The organism is Streptomyces sp. NBC_01707 (genome assembly GCF_041438805.1).
In the GTDB taxonomy this organism is placed as follows: domain Bacteria; phylum Actinomycetota; class Actinomycetes; order Streptomycetales; family Streptomycetaceae; genus Streptomyces.
In genome coordinates this window covers 4,903,577-4,920,414 of the sequence record NZ_CP109190.1, presented here as the reverse complement: position 1 = coordinate 4,920,414, position 16,838 = coordinate 4,903,577, and the positions used below count along the sequence as shown (strand labels likewise).

The 16,838-nt window shown below is 71.0% G+C and carries 16 protein-coding genes; 11 read left to right on the top strand and 5 right to left on the bottom strand.

Translation table 11 applies throughout. The annotated features are described in order from the left end of the window. The first annotated feature begins 3 nt into the window (after positions 1-3). The 3 genes from OG963_RS22095 to OG963_RS22085 all read left to right on the top strand — a co-directional run bounded on the left by OG963_RS22095 (position 4) and on the right by OG963_RS22085 (position 3,014). Positions 4-1,386: an aspartate aminotransferase family protein gene (locus tag OG963_RS22095; protein WP_093773521.1), complete on the top strand. Its 1,383-nt coding sequence runs from the start codon at positions 4-6 to the stop codon at positions 1,384-1,386. 112 nt (positions 1,387-1,498) lie between these two features. After that, complete coding sequence (locus OG963_RS22090; RefSeq protein ID WP_030929384.1) at positions 1,499-2,230, top strand: GntR family transcriptional regulator; 732 nt, start codon at positions 1,499-1,501, stop codon at positions 2,228-2,230. Positions 2,231-2,363: 133 nt separating this feature from the next. Next, positions 2,364-3,014 (top strand): hypothetical protein, encoded by a 651-nt coding sequence (locus tag OG963_RS22085; protein WP_093773519.1) that lies wholly within the window; start codon positions 2,364-2,366, stop codon positions 3,012-3,014. Positions 3,015-3,081: 67 nt separating this feature from the next. Here OG963_RS22085 and OG963_RS22080 read toward each other — a convergent pair whose 3' ends face one another. Continuing rightward, complete coding sequence (locus OG963_RS22080) at positions 3,082-3,897, bottom strand: SLATT domain-containing protein (RefSeq protein WP_093773517.1); 816 nt, start codon at positions 3,895-3,897, stop codon at positions 3,082-3,084. 359 nt (positions 3,898-4,256) lie between these two features. Here OG963_RS22080 and OG963_RS22075 point away from each other — a divergent pair, with 359 nt between their 5' ends. From OG963_RS22075 to OG963_RS22045, 7 genes are all read left to right on the top strand, one after another. Continuing rightward, positions 4,257-4,592, top strand: a complete 336-nt coding sequence (locus tag OG963_RS22075; protein ID WP_078852974.1) for a YbaB/EbfC family nucleoid-associated protein — start codon at positions 4,257-4,259, stop codon at positions 4,590-4,592. Between the two features lie 73 nt (positions 4,593-4,665). Continuing rightward, positions 4,666-5,265 carry a recombination mediator RecR gene (recR, locus tag OG963_RS22070; protein ID WP_030929396.1) on the top strand — a complete coding sequence of 200 codons (600 nt, stop codon included), beginning with the start codon at positions 4,666-4,668 and terminating at the stop codon, positions 5,263-5,265. A gap of 92 nt (positions 5,266-5,357) precedes the next feature. Then, complete coding sequence (locus OG963_RS22065) at positions 5,358-6,017, top strand: DUF5063 domain-containing protein (protein ID WP_093773515.1); 660 nt, start codon at positions 5,358-5,360, stop codon at positions 6,015-6,017. A 219-nt stretch (positions 6,018-6,236) separates the two neighbouring features. Next, a complete protein-coding gene (locus OG963_RS22060; protein ID WP_030929402.1) occupies positions 6,237-7,508 on the top strand; it encodes an aspartate kinase in 1,272 nt (423 codons plus the stop codon). After that, the gene (locus OG963_RS22055) at positions 7,505-8,569 is read left to right on the top strand and encodes an aspartate-semialdehyde dehydrogenase (protein WP_093773513.1); all 1,065 of its coding nucleotides are present in this window, start codon (positions 7,505-7,507) and stop codon (positions 8,567-8,569) included. Before OG963_RS22060 ends, OG963_RS22055 begins: the two co-directional genes overlap by 4 nt. 379 nt (positions 8,570-8,948) lie before the next feature. Then, the gene (locus OG963_RS22050; RefSeq protein WP_030929408.1) at positions 8,949-9,524 is read left to right on the top strand and encodes a SigE family RNA polymerase sigma factor; all 576 of its coding nucleotides are present in this window, start codon (positions 8,949-8,951) and stop codon (positions 9,522-9,524) included. After that, positions 9,521-10,867 carry a hypothetical protein gene (locus OG963_RS22045; protein ID WP_093773511.1) on the top strand — a complete coding sequence of 449 codons (1,347 nt, stop codon included), beginning with the start codon at positions 9,521-9,523 and terminating at the stop codon, positions 10,865-10,867. Before OG963_RS22050 ends, OG963_RS22045 begins: the two co-directional genes overlap by 4 nt. Before the next feature lie 74 nt (positions 10,868-10,941). Here OG963_RS22045 and OG963_RS22040 read toward each other — a convergent pair whose 3' ends face one another. The 3 genes from OG963_RS22040 to OG963_RS22030 all read right to left on the bottom strand — a co-directional run bounded on the left by OG963_RS22040 (position 10,942) and on the right by OG963_RS22030 (position 14,361). Then, the gene (locus OG963_RS22040; RefSeq protein ID WP_319740377.1) at positions 10,942-11,775 is read right to left on the bottom strand and encodes an SURF1 family protein; all 834 of its coding nucleotides are present in this window, start codon (positions 11,773-11,775) and stop codon (positions 10,942-10,944) included. A 79-nt stretch (positions 11,776-11,854) separates the two neighbouring features. Continuing rightward, positions 11,855-13,699 (bottom strand): prolyl oligopeptidase family serine peptidase, encoded by a 1,845-nt coding sequence (locus tag OG963_RS22035; RefSeq protein ID WP_256328083.1) that lies wholly within the window; start codon positions 13,697-13,699, stop codon positions 11,855-11,857. Positions 13,700-13,812: 113 nt separating this feature from the next. Further along, positions 13,813-14,361 carry a helix-turn-helix domain-containing protein gene (locus tag OG963_RS22030; protein ID WP_093773505.1) on the bottom strand — a complete coding sequence of 183 codons (549 nt, stop codon included), beginning with the start codon at positions 14,359-14,361 and terminating at the stop codon, positions 13,813-13,815. Between the two features lie 217 nt (positions 14,362-14,578). On the opposite strand from OG963_RS22030, the gene OG963_RS22025 reads away from it, so the two are divergent. Further along, the gene (locus OG963_RS22025; protein ID WP_256224022.1) at positions 14,579-15,919 is read left to right on the top strand and encodes a DHA2 family efflux MFS transporter permease subunit; all 1,341 of its coding nucleotides are present in this window, start codon (positions 14,579-14,581) and stop codon (positions 15,917-15,919) included. Positions 15,920-16,015: 96 nt separating this feature from the next. On the opposite strand, the gene OG963_RS22020 is transcribed toward OG963_RS22025, so the two are convergent. Continuing rightward, on the bottom strand, positions 16,016-16,822 hold the full coding sequence (locus OG963_RS22020; protein WP_093773501.1) for an SGNH/GDSL hydrolase family protein: 807 nt from the start codon (positions 16,820-16,822) through the stop codon (positions 16,016-16,018). Between the last annotated feature and the right edge of the window lie 16 nt (positions 16,823-16,838).

Sequence of the window (16,838 nt, the reverse complement as noted above, 5' to 3'; positions counted from 1 at the left end):
CGCATGACCCCTCATGCCTCCCATGGATCCCACGCTCCGCAGGTCGACTCCGCGGCCGGTGCGGCCGTGAAGGCCGCCGATCGTGCGCACGTGTTCCACTCCTGGTCCGCCCAGGGCCTGATCGACCCGCTCGCCGTCGCCGGCGCCGAGGGGGCGTACTTCTGGGACTACGACGGCAACCGCTACCTGGACTTCACCAGCGGCCTCGTCTTCACCAACATCGGCTACCAGCACCCCACCGTCGTCGCCGCGATCCAGGAGCAGGCGGGCAAGCTCGCCACCTTCGCCCCCGCGTTCGCGATCGAGGCCCGCTCCGAGGCCGCACGCCTCATCGCCGAGCGGACCCCCGGCGACCTGGACAAGATCTTCTTCACCAACGGCGGTGCCGAGGCCGTCGAGAACGCCGTCCGGATGGCCCGGCTGCACACCGGCCGTACGAAGGTGCTCTCCGCCTACCGCTCGTACCACGGCGCCACCTCGACGGCCATCAACCTGACCGGCGACCCGCGCCGCTGGCCGTCCGACAACGGTTCGGCGGGCGTCGTCCGGTTCTGGGCCCCGTTCCTGTACCGCTCGCCGTTCCACGCCGAGACCGAGGCCGAGGAGTGCGCCCGCGCCCTCCAGCACCTCGAGGACACCCTCGCCTTCGAGGGCCCCGCCACCATCGCCGCGATCATCCTGGAGACGATCCCCGGCACGGCCGGGATCATGACGCCGCCGCCCGGCTACCTCGCCGGTGTCCGCGAGATCTGCGACCGGTACGGCATCGTCTTCGTCCTCGACGAGGTGATGGCCGGATTCGGGCGCACCGGCAAGTGGTTCGCCGCCGAGCACTTCGACGTCACACCCGACCTGATGACCTTCGCCAAGGGCGTCAACTCGGGTTATGTGCCGCTCGGCGGCGTCGCCGTCTCCGCCGAGATCGCCGCCACCTTCGAGACCCGCCCCTACCCGGGTGGACTCACCTACTCCGGTCACCCGCTGGCCTGTGCCGCCGCCGTCGCCACCATCGGTGTGATGGAGGACGAGAAGGTCGTCGAGCACGCGGCCCACATCGGCGAGACGGTCCTCGGGCCCGGCCTGCGCGAGCTCGCCGAGCGCCACCCGTCGGTCGGCGAGGTACGCGGCCTCGGCGCGTTCTGGGCGCTGGAACTGGTCCGTGACAGGGAGACCCGCGAGCCGCTGGTTCCGTACAACGCGTCGGGCGAGGCCAACGCTCCGATGGCGGCCTTCGGCGCCGCGTGCAAGAAGAACGGCCTGTGGCCCTTCATCAACATGAACCGCACCCACGCCGTTCCGGCCTGCAACGTCACGGAGGCGGAGGCCAAGGAGGGACTGGCGGCACTGGACGTGGCCCTGTCGGTCGCGGACGAGCACACCGTCTGACGTATCCGTCCGACGCGTCCGCGCGCGTCCCGCATGGCGCCCCTCCCCCTGCCCGGAACCGGGCACACCGGCCCTGGCTTAAGGTGGCCGCAGCCGAAGAGGGAGGGTCGCCATGGGCGCGGGCGGAACTGTGACCCGCAGTACGCTGCGGCAGCAGATCGCGGACGCGCTGCGTGACGAGGTGCTCGCCGGGCGTATGCAGCAGGGGCGGGAGTTCACCGTCAAGCAGATCGCCGAGCAGTACGGGGTCTCCGCGACGCCCGTGCGCGAGGCGCTCTTCGACCTCTCGGCACAGGGCCTGCTCGAATCCGATCAGCACCGCGGATTCCGGGTGCACGAGTTCACCGTGGCCGACTACCGGGCGATGGTCGAGGCCCGCACCCTGGTCATGGACGGAGTCATCCGCGACATCTTCTCCGGACCACCGCCTTCGCGCGCGCAGGCGGCGAAGTACCGCGAGTGCCTGGTCTCGGTGCGGCGAAGAGCCGATGAGGCCGCGCGGGCGGCGCGCGGCGGTGACCTCGACATCCTGATCGGCTACGACCTGCGTTTCTGGCGTGAGCTCGGCGCGCTCGTCGGCAACCCGTACATCACCGACTTCCTGCACCGGCTGCGCGTCCAGTGCTGGGTGTTCGCCGTGCCGTACCTGCGCAGCGACGTCGACGTACGGGACTGGCTCTGGAACGGCCATCCCGCCCTGGTCGCGGCCGTCACGCTGGGCGAGCACGACGCGGTTCGTGCGGTGATCGACGACTACAACGCCCACGCGCTGATGTGGGCGGACCGGCTCGCGGCCGGGGACCCGGCGCACCCGGGACACGGCGGGAACCCGAAGGCGCCGTAGAGACGGCCGGCCCCGGCAGCAAGGTGTTCCCGAGCCGGTGACGAGGGACCACTGTGCGCAACGTGCCGATCGCATTACGCTGTCCCGACCATCGCACGCACCCTTGCGAGAACCCGTTGGAGAGCGAGACTCCGTGGCCTGTGACCTGTGGCTGGTCCCCCTCGTCGATGTGCTGTGCCACAGCCCCGACAACCCGTTCGCCGAAGAGATAGCCATCTACGACAAGGCGCTGGGCGACGCCGGACTGCCGGCCGTACCCGTCTACGCCTACATGCCGGGCCTGACCGGCGACGTGGCCCCAGTGGCGGGCTTCGACTACGACGCCCTGCACTTCCTGCGTCGCGCCTATCTGCTCCAGCTGAGCGGCCTCGCCGTCACACCCGTCGACGAACTGGGCGGGGACTACGAGCAGCTGCTGGAGATGTTCGAGCCGACGGCGCAGCAGTCCCATCTGGTGTGGCACTACGACCACGCGGGGGCCTACGTCCCCGTGGACTTCCCCTCCCCGCTCACCAACGACGAACTGCTGGAGGGTGGCGGCCCGCTGGGCTCGGCACACGGGCTGCTGCGCGAGCTGGAGTTCGTCGCCCCCTCCATCGGCATCGACCCGGCGAACCCGCCGGCCGCCCCCGCACCGCCCGTCGCACCGACCTCACTGGAGGAGCCGGCGAGCCCGATTCCGTACGACGACAGTCCGTTCGCCCGGGAACGGCACGTCTGGCTGGGCCTGCACGCGGCGGTGACCCGAAGTCTCGCCCAAGGCTCAATGATCATCTTCAGCTGACGCGACGGCCGGGCCCCCGTCCCGGAAGTCACCAGCCCGCCCGGAGCCACCGATCGCCGGTCACCGATCAGCGCGGTGGCTCCGGGGGCCGCTGCCGCGGCATGTTCGGGCGGGTCATCGACTGGAGCGGGAACCGCCCCGGCGGCGCCCAATGCTCCGTACGCCCCCCGACCCCGCTGCCGGACACCAGTGCCTGCATCCCTATCGGCGCCGGACCGGCCCGGAACTCGACCATCCAGTCCGCGGTCTCGGACCGCACGAGCTCCGTGATGTCCTCCGAGAACCGTCGCAGCACCCCGAGGCACCGCTCCGCCGCCTCGCTCGCCGTCCCCTCGGTCGGCCCGAGCACCTCCCGTACACACTCCGACGCCCAGTCGAACTGCAGCACCTGGAGCCGTCGCTGCACGGCCTGGGCCGTGGCGAGGTTCCTTATCCAGCCTGAGGTCAGGCCGAAGAACCGATCGCAGGCCATGCACGCGGCGCCCAGCAACAGCGACAGGTAGCCCCAGCCGGCCGCGCCGTCCAGTGCCCCCGTCAGATCGAGGAGCGGCAGCGCGGCACCCGCGACCACCCCGGCCGCCGTGCCGATCCGCAGCGCCCTGGCGCCGCGTCGCTTCCACACCCGGTCGGCCAGGTACCAGCCGGCGGTGCGCAGCGCGTCGGCCTCGACATACCGGTACAGCTCGTCGAGGCGTTCCGCGGGTTCACCCCAGTCGCCGAGCGGGAACGGCTGCCCGGTCAGATCCCCGCCCCGCGCACCGGAACCCGGACCCGGGCCGGGGCCTGAGCTCGTCTCCGGGCCCGAGCCGGGTGGAACGGCCGAACCCGGCGCACCGGGCTCGTTGCGGGGCGCTCCCTCGGGCTGCATCTCCGGCTGGCTCACCGGGGCACTCCTCTGCACTCTGCGTATCGACGTACCAACGCGTGCTTCGACGCGTGCACTCGACGGCGGGCGGACTTTCGACGTGGCCGACCTGTCCCGCGCCTGCGTAACCCTGCGTGACGGGCGGTGCACGTATGCGTACTGATACGCATGCCCTTCCTACCGCCGAATGGTGGGGCGTGGGGTCGAAACCGCGGTATTTCTGGGTGGGTAGGGCCTGTGATCAGGTATAGGAGTCTCGCCGTCGTTGACGGGATCTCACCCGAAAGAGTTGCTCGCCAGTGGGTGGGGCGTGGTGCCCGGGGACCACGTAGGCTCGGCATACCGAAACATTTGTCGTCGAAATGCCAGGAGTGACCGTGATTCCCGGTGGTGGTCAGCCCAATATGCAGCAGCTGCTGCAGCAGGCCCAGAAGATGCAGCAGGACCTCGCCGAGGCCCAGGAGGAGCTGTCGAGGACCGAGGTCGAGGGGCAGGCGGGCGGCGGTCTGGTGAAGGCGACCGTGACCGGTTCGGGCGAGCTCCGCAGCCTGGTCATCGACCCCGCGGCCGTCGACCCCGAGGACACCGAGACGCTCGCCGACCTCGTCGTCGCCGCCGTCCAGGCGGCGAACGAGAACGCGCAGCAGCTTCAGCAGCAGAAGCTGGGCCCGCTGGCCCAGGGGCTGGGCGGCATGCCCGGTCTGCCCTTCTGATCCGTCAGCACACCAACTACCGTACCTACCACGACGGCGACAGCCGCGGGTTCCAGCTCAGGAAGGCGTTCCGTTGTACGAAGGCGTGGTCCAGGACCTCATCGACGAACTGGGCAGGCTGCCCGGCGTCGGTCCCAAGAGCGCGCAGCGGATCGCCTTCCACATCCTGCAGGCCGAGCCCACCGACGTACGCCGTCTCGCCCATGCCCTCCTGGAGGTCAAGGACAAGGTCCGGTTCTGCTCGGTGTGCGGCAATGTCGCGCAGGAGGAGCAGTGCGGGATCTGCCGCGACGCGCGTCGCGACCGGACGGTGATCTGTGTGGTCGAGGAGCCGAAGGATGTCGTGGCGATCGAGCGGACCCGTGAGTTCCGCGGCCGTTACCACGTCCTCGGCGGGGCGATCAGCCCGATCGAGGGCGTCGGTCCGGACGATCTGCGCATCCGTGAGCTGCTGGCGAGGCTCGCCGACGGGTCCGTCACGGAACTGATCCTGGCCACCGACCCCAACCTGGAGGGCGAGGCCACCGCGACGTACCTGGCGCGGATGATCAAGCCGATGGGCCTGCGGGTGACGCGGCTTGCCAGCGGGCTGCCGGTGGGCGGCGACCTCGAGTACGCGGACGAGGTCACCCTGGGCCGCGCGTTCGAGGGGAGGCGGCTGCTCGATGTGTAGCACCCGTACCACCACGTCTCACGACGGTTTTATGTTCAGCGACGCTATGTTCTTCTCACCGTTCGTGACCGTGCCCACGGGAGGTCCCCTCGATGTCTGACGCCACGCTGAACTCCGTCACGCAGGATCCGGACGACTTCGCCGTCCAGATCGCGGACCAGATCAAGTCGTTCATCGTCGCCGTGACCGAGGTGTCCAAGGTCGACGAGCCGGAGCAGGCCGTCCCGATCCTGCTCCTCCAGGTCTCCCAGCTGCTGCTGGCGGGAGGCCGGCTCGGCGCGTACGAGGACATCGTCCCGGACGAGCGCTACGAGCCGGACCTCGGCGCCGAACCGGACGCGGACGGCCTGCGCGAGCGCTTCGCGGTCCTCCTCGAGCCGATCGACGTGTACTCCGAGGTCTTCGACCCGTACGAGCCCCGCAAGGCCCCGGTCCCGTGCCGCATCTCCGACGGCCTGGCCGACCTGGTCACGGACCTGCGCCACGGCCTGGCCCACTACGAGGCGGGCCGCACGACCGAGGCGCTGTGGTGGTGGCAGTTCTCGTACTTCTCCAACTGGGGCTCCACCGCCTCCGCGACCCTGCGTGCCATCCAGTCCCTGGTCGCCCACATCCGCCTGAACCAGCCCCTCCAGGAGCTGGACGGGCTGGACACGGACCAGGACGCGGGCGAGGACGACCTGGCCGAGGAGGCGGGCCGGGTCATGGCGGAGGAGATCGCGGGACCGCTGGGCCTGCGCCCGGTGAAGTAGCCGCTCGGCCGCACCGAGCAGCCGGCCCGGCGTGTGGAGTGGGGCACATACAGGAGTGGATTCCGGTGCGCCGGGCAGCAGCCCGGTACGAGCAGTTCGGGACGGCACGTCGAGATCACGTGGTGAGCGGGACATCTCACGATGTGATATCCACGGGGCGTTTCCGGACTGCTCGTTAAACTGAGCGGACCGAAGCAATGGAATGAGCGAGGAGCGCACGTGGGCCTTGTCGTGCAGAAGTACGGAGGCTCCTCCGTAGCCGATGCCGAAGGCATCAAGCGTGTCGCCAAGCGAGTCGTCGATGCCAAGAAGAACGGCAACCAGGTGGTTGTCGTGGTGTCGGCGATGGGCGACACGACGGACGAGTTGATCGATCTCGCCGAGCAGGTGTCACCGATGCCCGCAGGGCGTGAGTTCGACATGCTGCTGACCGCAGGAGAGCGGATCTCCATGGCCCTGCTGGCGATGGCGATCAAAAACCTGGGCCACGAGGCCCAGTCGTTCACGGGCAGCCAGGCCGGCGTCATCACCGACTCGGTCCACAACAAAGCGCGCATCATCGATGTCACGCCGGGCCGCATCCGGACCTCGATCGACGAGGGCAACATCGCCATCGTCGCCGGGTTCCAGGGGGTGAGCCAGGAGGGCAAGAACATCACCACCCTCGGCCGCGGCGGGTCCGACACCACCGCCGTCGCTCTGGCGGCCGCGCTGGACGCCGAGGTCTGTGAGATCTACACCGATGTGGACGGTGTCTTCACCGCCGACCCGCGGGTCGTGAAGAAGGCCCGGAAGATCGACTGGATCTCCTTCGAGGACATGCTGGAGCTGGCCGCGTCCGGCTCCAAGGTGCTGCTGCACCGGTGCGTGGAGTACGCACGCCGCTACAACATCCCGATCCACGTCCGCTCGTCCTTCTCCGGACTGCGTGGCACCTGGGTCAGCAACGAGCCGCAAGGGGACCAGAAGGTGGAGCACGCGATCATCTCCGGAGTCGCCCATGACGTCTCCGAGGCCAAGGTCACCGTCGTCGGCGTGCCCGACAAGCCGGGCGAGGCCGCCGCGATCTTCCGCACCATCGCGAACGCGGAAGTCAACATCGACATGGTGGTGCAGAACGTCTCCGCCGCGTCGACCGGTCTGACCGACATCTCGTTCACGCTGCCGAAGGCCGAGGGCCGCAAGGCCATCGACGCCCTGGAGCGCACCCGCGGCACGATCGGCTTCGAGTCGCTCCGCTACGACGACCAGATCGCGAAGATCTCCCTGGTCGGCGCGGGTATGAAGACCAACCCCGGGGTCACCGCGTCCTTCTTCGAGGCGCTGTCCGACGCCGGTGTGAACATCGAGCTGATCTCGACGTCCGAGATCCGCATCTCGGTGGTCACCCGCGCCGACGACGTCATCGAGGCCGTGCGCGCCGTGCACACGGCCTTCGGCCTCGACAGCGACTCCGACGAGGCCGTCGTGTACGGGGGCACCGGCCGATGACACCTCGCCGCCCTTCGCTCGCGGTCGTCGGAGCGACCGGGGCGATCGGCGGCGTCATGCTCCAGATCCTTTCGCAGCACGCGGACGTCTGGGGCGAAGTGTCGCTGATCGCCTCGCCGCGTTCGGCCGGCCGCAAGTTGGTCGTGCGCGGTGAGGAGACCGAAGTCCTCGAACTCACCGAGGACGCGTTCGACGGTGTCGACGTCGCTCTCTTCCTGGTGCCCGACGAGGTGTCCGCGCGCTGGGCGCCGATCGCCGCCGCCAAGGGTGCGGTCGTCGTCGACGACTCGGCGGCGTTCCGGCTGGACGCGGACGTGCCGCTGGTCGTGCCCGAGATCAACCCCCACGCCGTACGGATGAGGCCCCGGGGCATCGTAGCCAGCCCCAACTGCACCACGGCGTCGCTGATCGTCGCGGTCGGTGCGCTGCACGCCGAGTTCGGGCTGCGGGAGCTCGTCGTCTCCTCGTACCAGGCGGTGAGCGGAGCGGGCCGCGAGGGAGTCGCGGCGCTGCGCGAACAGCTGTCGATGGTCGCGGGTACGGAACTGGGTACCAAGCCCGGAGATGTACGCCGGGCCGTCGGGGAGACCGAGGACTCGCCGTTCGCCGCTCCGGTGGCCCTCAACGTCGTGCCCTGGGCCGGAACGGAGGCCGGGGACGGCTGGTCGTCCGAGGAGCTGGCGATCCGCGACGAGTGCCGCAAGATCCTGGACCTGCCGAACCTGCCGGTGGCGGCGACCTGTGTGTACGTACCCGTCGTCGCGACACACTCGATGTCCGTGCACGCGCGCTTCGAGAACGAGGTCGAGGTCGACCGGGCGCACGAGATCCTGGCGACCGCACCCGGTGTGGTCCTGTTCGACAGCCCGGCCTCCGGCGACTTCCCGACGCCTTCCGATGTCGTGGGCACCGACCCGACCTGGGTGGGACGGGTGCGGCGGGCGCTGGACGACCCGCGCGCCCTGGAGCTGTTCGTATGCGGTGACAACCTCCGCAAGGGGGCGGCGCTGAACGTGGCGCAGATCGCCGAATCCGTGGCTGCCGAGTTCCCCCGAGCCTGATCCGGCCGGGCGGTTCACGATCGAACCTGTTTTGTACTCTCTGTGAAGCCCTTGTGAGCAAGTTGCTGGTCTGAACCTCTTGAGCTGGGGCGTTGCGGTGTCCGACGATGACCTTTCGGCCCGCTGGAACCAGTGGTCGGGCAGCGCGCGTCTATGCCGTCACTTCGCGGGTGGTGGGGCGCGAAAACGGGGCATTTGTGGAAGAGCAGGTACGTATGAGGGCATGTCGCACAGCGTCAAACGCGGTGCCGCACGCGTACAACCCTGACGGGGGGACGCGTGTCCAACTGGCGTGGCAGAGGTTCTCGACATCACAGTGGTGGGCCCGTTGCGAGGCGCTTCCGTGCGTCCGCTCCGGCGGCCCCGCGCACCCGGCGGTATGCCGGTGATTGCGCCCATGCCGGCTGCGCGCCCGGCTCAGCTGCCTTCGCAGCGCGGGGGTGCTGAGGAGATCGTGGCTGCTGGTACCACGGTCGACCATCTCACCGAGACCTACCGCGCCCACTACCGTTCGCTGCTCGGCCTGGCGGCCCTGCTGCTGGATGACACCGCGTCGTGTGAGGACGTGGTGCAGGAGGCGTTCATCCGCGTGCACTCGGCGCGGAACCGGGTACGTGAGCCGGAGAAGACACTCGCGTACCTGCGTCAGACGGTCGTCAACCTGTCGCGCTCCGCGCTGCGCCGCCGCATCCTCGGGCTGAAGCTGCTCTCCAAGCCGATGCCCGACATGGCGAGCGCCGAGGAGGGCGCGTACGACCAGTTGGAGCGGGACGCGCTGATCAAAGCGATGCGGGGGCTGCAACGGCGCCAGCGGGAGGTGCTGGTGCTGCGTTATTTCGCAGACATGACCGAGGCGCAGGTGGCGGAGACGCTGGGGATTTCCCTGGGCTCGGTCAAGGCGTACGGCTCCCGCGGTATCGCGGCGCTGCGCGCCGTGATGGAGGCTCAGGCATGAGTCGGCGCGAGCACGAGGACCCCGCACAGGAACGCACGCACGAGCTTGAGATCGACCGGACTGGAAACGGAATTGTGAACCACGGGCCGGAGAACGCGTCGAACGCGCCGAACGTGAACTCGGACGGGAACCCGGATACGGATGCCGTGTCCGGCGAGGGAGTGCCGGAAACGCAGGGCGAGGCGGACGACACCGCCGAGATGGGACGGCTCGCCGGCTTGACGGCCCTCTTCGGCACGGTACCGGGCGTGGGCCCAGGTGCCGGATCGGGCCGGGGCTCCGGTGGTGGTTCCGGCGGCTCCGCCGGCTCCGGTGATTCCGACGACTTCGACGACTCAGGTTCGGAGCTGGACGAAGTCGTCCTGCGTCGCATGCTGCGGGGCGCTGTCGAGGGTCTCGCACCCGGTGACGGCACTCTCGACCATCTGAAGCGCGCCGTCCCCGCCCGGCGCGCCAGGAAGCGGCAGGCCGTCGTCGGCGCGGCGGCGGCGGTGCTGCTGATCGGCACCGCGATCCCCGCGTTCGTGCACGTCGCCAACTCCGACGGCGCGAGCACCGCCAACCCGGCCATGGCCGCGCACGGCGAGCAGGCCCAGGGCGGCAGTGGCTCCGACACCGGCTCGGCAGCCGGTGAGAAGGCCGGTGGCGGCGATGCGGGCGGACGGGGCACCGGCGGCAAGGGCCACCCGAACGGCGCCAGCAGCCCCTCGGACACCGGGGGCCAGGGCACGGCCGGCGACGCGGCCGCCGGCGGTGCGGGCCCCGCCGACAGCGCGGCGGCCTCGATGCCGGTCTGCGACCCGAGCCAGCTCGGCGTCGCCTCGGCCGAGACGGGCGCGGCCGGTGCCGACGGCACGGTGTACGGCAGCTTCCGGATCTCCAACGTCTCCGGCAAGGACTGTTCGGTGACCACCAGCGGCACCGTGGGCTTCCAGGCGATGGGCGCGGCCGACCCGGCCAAGATCGAGGTCGTGCAGCACACCGCGGGCGACGCGGCGGCCGGACTGCCCGACCCGTCGCAGGAGGCGGGCGCTGTGCTGCTGAAGCCGGCCATGGCGTACGAGGTGCAGTTCGCCTGGGTCCCCAAGGACACCTGCCCGACCTCCGGCGGGTCGCCGACCCCGACCCCGACCGACGGCGCCGCGGGTACCTCGGACGGCACCGGTGACGGCACGTCGCAGGCGGATGTCCAGCTCGGCAGCGAGGACGGCGGCACGACGCTCGACGGCAGCGTCGCCGTGACGCACACGCCGGAGCCCGGAGCGCCGGTCGCGGAGGCGAAGATCCCCAACGCCTGCGCGGGCACGATCTACCGGACGGGCGTGCTCGCACCGACGGCCTAGCACCATGACGCGTACGTGAGGGGGCCCGCCGGTTCGAGCAGCGGGCCCCACGTATGTGCGTACGCCGTGACGGCTCAGGCTGTGCGCGTACCCGCGTCCGCGTCCGTACCCGTGTCCGCGTCCGTACCCGTGTCGGGCACGAGGCCCAGCCGCACGTCCCGCGCGGCCTCCGCCTCGCGGCGGACCAGCCGGAACCACATGAAGAGCACGAAGGCGGCGAAGACGAACCACTCGCCCGTGTAGCCGAGGTTCTGGAACGCCTTCAGGTCGAGACCGCTGCCCTGCGGTGCCACGGCCGGTACGGGGCGCAGCGCACCGTCCTCGGCGTCGCCGCTGCTGTCGGTGTCCTGGAGGGTCACCCATGCGTCGTACACGTCGTACGGCACGAGGTTGACGAGAGACGCGGCGCTGATCATGCCGAGCTGCCCGTCAGGGAGGCCTCCCGCCGTGTCGACGCCGTCGGTGCCCGTGTTCTCGGACGCCTGGAGGTCGCCGGTCACCGTGACCTCGCCGGTCGGCGCGGCGGGCACCGGCGTGTGCCCGGGCCTGCCGGGCAGCCAGCCGCGTACCACCGGCAGGGCCTTGCCGTCGTCGGTGCGCAGCATGTTCAGGACGTAGAAGCCGCTCTTGTCGTCCAACTCCCGTCCGGGCACCAGGAACTGGTCGGCGTACCGGCCGGTGGCGGTGGCCGGGCGGCCGGACGTCACCGTGTCGACCGGCAGCAGATCATCGAGAGGTTCTGCCGCTCTCGCCCCCGGGGCCGGCTGCTTCGCGGCCTGCTCGTGCGACTGCACGCGGTCCTCGAAGCGGCCGAGCTGCCAGGTGCCCATGAAGACGCAGAGCGGGATGGCCAGTACGGCGAAGAGGTTGATCCCCCACCATCGCGGGGTCAGCAGGAACCGGTACACCCCTCCACGGTACGGTCCCCGCTCCGGAACCCCGGAGCGGGGTGCCGCCGACGTCACCCCCCGGTGGCCGGGGTGCCCGCTACCCGAGGTGGCGCCGGGCGAAGTCCAGCTCCAGCCGGACCTGCTTGATGCGCTCCTCGACGACGAGCGAGCCGTGCCCCGCGTCGTACCGGTAGACCTCGTGCACCGCCTGCCGGGCCTTCAGCCGGTCCACATAGTTCTCGACCTGGCGGATCGGGCACCGCGGGTCGTTGACCCCCGCCGAGATGTAGACCGGCGCCCGCACGGCGTCGACGTACGTCAGCGGGGACGAGGCCTCGAACCGCTCCGGCACTTCCTCCGGCGTACCGCCCAGCAGCGTGCGGTCCATCGCCTTCAGGGCCTCCATCTCGTCGTGGTACGCCGTGACGTAGTCCGCGACCGGGACCGCGGCCAGGCCCAGCGCCCAGTCCTCCGGCTGCGTACCGAGGCCGAGCAGCGTCAGGTAGCCGCCCCACGAGCCCCCGGCCAGGACCAGCTTCGCGGGGTCCGCCAGCCCGGACTTCACCGCCCACTCCCGGACCGCCGCGATGTCCTCGAGCTCGATCAGGCCCACTCGGTGCTTGAGCGCGTCCGTCCAGGCCCTCCCGTACCCCGTCGAGCCGCGGTAGTTGACGCGGACGACCGCGTAGCCGTGGTCCACCCAGGCGGCGGGTCCGGACGCGAAGGCGTCGCTGTCGTGCCAGGTCGGGCCGCCATGGATCTCGAAGACGGTCGGAAACGGCCCCTCGGCCGGGGCGGCGGGCCGCTGCACGAGCGCGTGGATCCGGCCGCCGGGCCCGTCCACCCAGACGTCCTCCACCGGGACGGACGCCGGAGCCTTCGCACCCGGCGGATCGAGCACCACCGCGCCCGTCGTGGACCGCACGGCGGGGGGCTGGGCGGCGGACGACCACAGGTACTCCACGGTGCCGTCGGGCCGGGCCGTGGCATCCGACACCGATCCGGCAGGTGTCTCCACCCGCACCGGGGCGCTGTCGGACCCCGGCTCGTACCGCCACAGGTCGCTGCGGGCCTCGAAGCCGTGCACGATGAGCAGCGCGGAGCCGTCCGGATACCACTCGGCGCTCACGTCACCGGGCAGATCCAGCGCAAGATCCGTCTCCGTCCCCGCCACCGGGTCCCAGATCATCGGCTCCCAGCGGCCCCGCCGCTGATGCCCGACCAGCAGCCGGGTGTCCCCGGCCACCGGAGCGAAGCCCAGCACCGACAGACCGAGCTCCTGCGTACCGCCCTTGGTGTCGTCGAGCTCGGCGACCGTCGTCCCGTCCGGCCGCACCACCCGCAGCGCCGAATGCATCGCGTCGCCGTGCTCGGTGTGCTCCAGCGCGATCAGCGTCCCGTCGTGCGACAGGTCCCCGACGCCCGCCGACTCGCGGTGCCGGTAGATCTCGACGGGCGGGGCCCCGGGGCGTACGACATGGATCGTCGTCCCGTCCTCATCGGTCGACCGGCCGACCACCGCCGTCCCGTCCCGGCCGATCGCGAGTCCCGCCGGGTACGAGGGTTCGAGCCCGGGAGCCGCGGGCTCGTCCGCCGCCCCTTCGCTCCCGCCGGCGCCGAAGGGCCGGCGCATCCACACCCCGAACTCGTCGCCGTCGGTGTCGTCGAACCACCAGATCGTCTCGCCGTCCGGCGTCAGTATCCCGTCCGTCGTCCCGTTCGGCCGGTCGGTGACCTGGCGCTGCTCCCCGGTCGACCGGTCCCAGGCGTACAGCTCGTACGTCCCCGTCGCGTTGGAGACGAACAGCGCACGGTCCGGCGCGTCCTCCGCCCAGTCGGGCAACGAGACCCGGGGCGCCCGGAAGCGCTGCTCCCACGCCGGAACGGAATCGGTCGTCGGCGCCGGAACGGATTCGGTCGTCGAGCCAGTGATCTCAGTCATGCCCCCCATTCTGCGCCGGGGGCGGACACTCGGCTCGCAGCGTCCGCAGCCTGTGGACAACTTCCGGGCCGGTCGGGGCGAGGCATCGCGCACCCGGTCGGGCTGACGGGCTGTCAGGGTGCCGCCGGCGCGGATGCGGGGCCGGTCCGGTCCCAACCGGGGGAGCGGACGTCGACGGTGAGGGAACCCCTCACGACCTCCTCCCCACAGGTGCGGCAGATCCATGCGGTGTCCAGGTCATGCCCGTGCGAGCCGTCGCCCTTGCCACGGCTCTCCGCGTCCGTGGTGGCCGCCGGTTCATGGACCATGACGACCGGCGGTTCCTCGTGCACCCAGCGGTCGCCCCAGTCCAGCAGGGCCCGGATCACCGGGGCGAGGTCGCGGCCCGCCTCGGTCAGGTGGTACTCGTGGCGCGGCGGCCGCTCGCTGTAGGGGCGCCGCTCGACCAGGCCGGCGTGCTCCAGCGACCGTAGCCGGGCCGCGAGCCGGTCCCGGGGCGCACCGGTGTTCCGGGCGATCGCCTCGAACCGGTGATTGCCGAAGAAGATCTCGCGCACCGCGAGCAGCGTCCACTTCTCGCCCACCACCTGCAGCGCGGCAGCGGCGGAACACGGCCGACCGGGCAGTGCGCCGATCTCGATACGGCTGCCGGAACCATTCATTGCACTCACCCCTACAAGGTTGCCATCTCAAACTTACTGGCGCTACCTTGCCATCATGACAGTTGGAAAATCAAACTCACTCGCGGATGCGGCCGACCGGAGGCCGCCCGCCCCGCACGTGGAGCCTGGGTCGCCCACGGCGAACGGACCCGCGAAGGGCTCGGCGAACGGGCCCGCGAAGAGTCCCTCCACTGGATCCCGTGCGACGGCCTGGATCGTGTCGGCCGGGGTCTTCGTCGTGAACCTCGACCTGTTCATCGTCAACGTGGCCGTCCCCGCCCTCGGCGACTCCTTCGACGGCAGTTCGCTCGCCTCGCTGTCCTGGGTGCTCAACGCGTACGCGATCGTCTTCGCCGCGCTGCTCGTCGTCGCGGGCCGGCTCGCGGACCGGTACGGACACCGGCGCGGCTTCCTCCTCGGCCTGGCGGTCTTCACCGTGGCCTCCGTGCTGTGTGCCGTCGCCCCCGGGGTCGGCTGGCTGGTCGCCGCCCGTGCCCTGCAGGCGGCCGGAGCCGCCGCCCTGATGCCCACCTCGCTGGCTCTGCTGCTGGTCAACACCGCGCCGGAGCGTCGGCCGCAGGCCATCCGCGGCTGGGCGGCGATCGGAGGCATCGCCGCCGGGCTGGGTCCAGTGATCGGCGGGCTGCTCGTGGAGGCCGACTGGCGCTGGGTGTTCCTCGTCAACGTGCCGGTCGGTGCGGTCGGCCTGGTGGCCGGGGCCCGGCTGCTGCCCGATGCCCGCCCGGACCGCGCCGGACGGCTGCCGGACCTGGTCGGCGCCGCGCTGCTCACGCTCGCCATCGGCGTACTCGCGCTCGGCCTGGTCAAGGCGGACGCGTGGGGCTGGAGTTCGCCGGAGGTGATCGGCTCGTTCGTCGCGGCGGTCGTCCTCGCCGGGGTGTTCTGGCTGCGCTCGGCCCGGCACAGCGCCCCGATCGTCGAACTGCCCATGCTGCGCACCCCGGCCTTCGCGGCGGCGACCCTCGCTGCGCTGCTCTTCTCCGTCGCGTTCGCGGCGATGCTGCTGACGTCTGTGCTCTGGTGCCAGCAGGTGTGGGGCTACTCGGCGATCCGCACCGGACTTGCCATCGCTCCCGGGCCGCTGGTCGTGCCGGTGCTCGCCGTCACGTCGGGCCCCTTGGTCCGCCGCTTCGGCGCGGGCCGCACGGCGGCGTTCGGCTGTCTGCTGTTCGCCGTGGGCCTCGGCTGGTGGGCCGTCGCGCTCGACACGGCCCCGCACTATGCGGCAGGGCTCCTGCCCGGCATGCTGATCACCGGTATCGGCGTCGGCTTCGCTCTGCCCACCCTGGTCGGTGCGGCCGCGGCGGCCCTGCCGCCCACCCGGTTCGCGACCGGGTCGGCCGTCACCACGATGGCCCGCCAGACCGGTTCGGTCCTGGGTGTCGCCCTGATGGTCACGCTGCTCGCCATCCCGGACGGCCCGGCCGCGGCGCTCGTCGCGTTCCGGCACGGCTGGTGGGCGGCGGCCGCCACCGCCGTACTGGCCGCGGCTGCCGCCCTCGCGCTGCCCCGGCCGGGCGCCGCGGGCCGCGCCTGACACGTACCGGACGGAACGGAGCGGGACGAGGAGACGGCGGCCCACCGGTGACGCGCCGGTGGACCGCCGTCTCGAACAGGGCCACGTGCGAGCGGATTACGCGGCCGAGCGGAATGCGGGCAGGTAGCCTCCCGACTGCCCCGCGGACTTGGGGTGGTAGGACTCGTAGACAGGGACGGTCACGCTGTTGAGCCACGGACTGCCGGAGCACAGCTCATGCCCCGTGAACTCGTCGACCACGCTGGAGAATGTGAACCCGGCGTCGGCCGCCTGCTGGGCGATGACGCCGTTCAGTACGTCGGACGCGTTGTTGATGGCGGAGCGCTCGGTCTCGGAGAGACCGGCGATGCAGTCCCCGCTCAGCTGGTAGAAGCGCGGGTAGCCCAGCACGACCACATGGGCCTGTGAGGCGCGTGACCGGATGGAGCCGTAGAGCGAACCGAGCCCGGACGGCAGTGTGTTCTGCATCTGCGAGACAGCCGCGTTCACGCTGCTCAGACAGGTGGCCTCGCTGTACAGGACGCAGTCCTCCATGACATCGGCAAATCCGACGTCGTTGCCGCCCGCCGTGACACTGACCAAGGTGGTGGACGAACTCAGCACGCCCAGCTGGGTGCTCGCCACCGAACCCGTCGTGGCCCCCGAACAGGCCACGAAGGCGAACGAGGACGGTGAGTTCTGGGTGGCCCAGAGGTAGGGGTAGGCCTTGGTGCTCCGATGGCAGTCACCGCTGTCGGAGAGGTAGCTTCCTGAGCCGACGCCGGACGAGTACGAGTCGCCGAGAGCGACGTACCCGCCGGCGGCGGCCTGGGAGGTTGCCGAGGCCGGCTGGGCAACGCCCAGTGCGACCGAGGCTGCGAGGACCAGAGTGGATGCGGACGCCCATAATCTCCGTACTGACATCACTGTCAGCCCTCCG